The organism is Streptomyces sp. NPDC051909, from assembly GCF_040681095.1.
Lineage (GTDB): Bacteria > Actinomycetota > Actinomycetes > Streptomycetales > Streptomycetaceae > Streptomyces.
Genome location: NZ_JBFAYA010000079.1, coordinates 1 through 2,350 on the forward strand (window position 1 = coordinate 1; position 2,350 = coordinate 2,350).

At 74.9% G+C, this 2,350-nt stretch carries 2 protein-coding genes; one reads left to right on the forward strand and one right to left on the reverse strand.

What is annotated here, in order from left to right; all coding sequences use genetic code 11:
* Positions 1 to 1,233: BTAD domain-containing putative transcriptional regulator (locus AB0M18_RS36565; protein ID WP_365765717.1), on the reverse strand; the 1,233-nt coding region annotated here is incomplete at its 3' end.
* Positions 1,234 to 1,435: 202 nt separating this feature from the next.
* On the opposite strand from AB0M18_RS36565, the gene AB0M18_RS36570 reads away from it, so the two are divergent.
* Positions 1,436 to 2,233 (forward strand): site-2 protease family protein, encoded by a 798-nt coding sequence (locus AB0M18_RS36570; protein WP_365765719.1) that lies wholly within the window; start codon positions 1,436 to 1,438, stop codon positions 2,231 to 2,233.
* Positions 2,234 to 2,350: the final 117 nt, after the last annotated feature.

The following is a 2,350-nucleotide window of genomic DNA, read 5'->3' on the forward strand; positions in this document are numbered from 1 at the left end:
ACTCGTCGCCAGCACCGTCACACCCGGGCAACGCGCCAGCACGAGTTCGGCCAGCTCGGCCGCGGCACCCACCAGATGCTCACAGTTGTCGAGGAGAAGGAGCAGACGGCGGCGGGCGCAGTGATCGACGAGGCGGTCGAGGGGGTCCTCACCGAGGCGGAGCTCCTCGGCGCCCGCGCCGAACAGGACGGTCTCCCGCGCGCCGAGCGCGCCGAGGACGGCCTCGGTGACGGCCTCCGGGTCGGTGACGGGGGCGAGTTCGGCGAGCCAGACGCCGTCGGGCCACGCGCCGCCCGCCGCGGCCCGCTCGGCCGCCTCCTGGGAGAGACGGGTCTTCCCGGCGCCGCCGGGCCCGAGCAGGGTGACGAGCCGGTCGGCGGCCAGGGCGTCCTGGAGGGCGGAGATGTCGTCCTCGCGGCCGACGAAGCTGGTGAGCCGGGCGCGCAGGTTGCCCGTGACGGACCCGGCGGGAGCGGAGGGCCGAGCGGTCCGGGCGCGCGCGCCGGGCGCGGGCTCGGCGAGCAGCTCCGCGTGCAGGGCTCGGAGTTCGGGCGAGGGGTCCGCGCCGAGCCGGTCGGCGAGCTCCCGCCGTACCTCCTCGTACGCGGCGAGCGCCTCCGACGGGCGGCCGACGTCCCGCAGCGCGCGGATCCGCAGCGCCTGCAGCGGCTCGTCCAGCGGGTGTTCGGCGCACAGCGCGGCCAGCTCCGGCAGCACACCGGCCGCCTCGCCGAGCGCGAGCGCGGCGGCGAACCGGGCCCGGCGGGCGTCCAGGCGACGCGCCTCCCAGCGGGCCGCCTCGGCGGCACGGTCGGGCAGGTCGGCGAGGGCCGGCCCCTTCCACAGCGCGAGGGCCTCGTCGAGCAGCGCGGCGGCCCGCTCGGGCCGGCCCGCGTCCAGCTCCCGTACGCCCTCGGCGGCGAGCCGGGCGAAGCGGTGCGCGTCCACGTCGTCGGGGTCGGCCGCGAGCCGGTAGCCGCCCTCGGTCGACTCCACCCGCTCGTGCCCGAGGGCCTTGCGCAGCCGTCCCACGAGTGCCTGGAGCGCGGCGACCGCGTCGGCCGGCGGCTCCGCCGCCGCGCCCCAGACCTCGTCCACGAGCACTCCCACCGGCACCGCGCGCCCGGCCCGCACCGCGAGCACGGTGAGCAGCGCCCGCACCCGCGGGCCCCCGACGACGACGCCGCCTTCTGCCGTATGGGCCCGTGCGGGCCCGAGGACGCAATAACGCACGCCCCCATTCTCCGGGTCGGGGCGGGGAAGCGGGGCCCGGGACCCGGAGCGGCCCCCGAGGGGCCCCGGGGGCGGAACCGCGGCGGGGGCCCGGTACGTTTCCCGCACACGTACACGCACGCACGCACGCATGCACGCACACGCACACGCACACGCACGGTACGGAACACCGTACGAACACCAGCCACGGGGAGCACAGGCCATGTCGACGACCACCCATCGCCACGACGAACGGCGGATCAGCCCCGTCTTCCTGGCGATCCTCGCGGTCATGGCCGTCACCGGCTGGGCCGTGTGGACGGACTTCGCGGCCTCCCCCGGCCTCGCCGTGTTCCTCTTCGTCGCGTCGGCGTGGATCGTCTCGCTCTGTCTGCACGAGTACGCGCACGCCCGCACCGCCCTGCACGGCGGCGACATCACGGTCGGCGCCCGCGGCTATCTGACGCTCAACCCGATGGCGTACACGCACGCCGTCCTGAGCATCATCCTGCCGTTGCTCTTCGTGATCCTGGGCGGCATCGGTCTGCCCGGCGGTGCCGTCTTCATCGACCGAGACCGGGTGCGCGGGCGCTGGAAGCACAGCCTGATCTCGGCGGCCGGGCCGTTGGCGAACGTCCTGTTCGCCGCCGTCTGCACCGCGCCGTTCTGGCTGGACGCGCTGGACGGGGTGCCGGTCGCCTTCCAGTACGCGCTCGCGTTCCTGGCGTTCCTCCAGGTCACGGCCGCGATCCTGAACCTGCTGCCGGTGCCGGGCCTGGACGGTTACGGGGTCGTGGAGCCCTGGCTCTCGTACAACATCCGGCGGCAGGTCGAGCCGGCCGCGCCGTTCGGCTTCTTCATCGTGATCGGACTGCTGTACATCCCGGCCGTCAACGGGGCGTTCTTCGACCTGGTCGACACGATCATGCAGGCGCTGGGTGTTCCGGAGTCGTCCCGCTACTGCGGCCTGGAGCTGTTCCGCTTCTGGCGGGAGACCCCGGAGTTCTGCCAGGTCGGTTAAGGCCTGGGCGGGCGGCCCAGGGCGTGTCTTTCGGATCAGGCCGGATCAGCGAGCGGCTCCCCCAGAGCTTCGCCTGGGAGGTACCCCCAGCGCCGTGGATCGCAAGGCGGAGGAGGG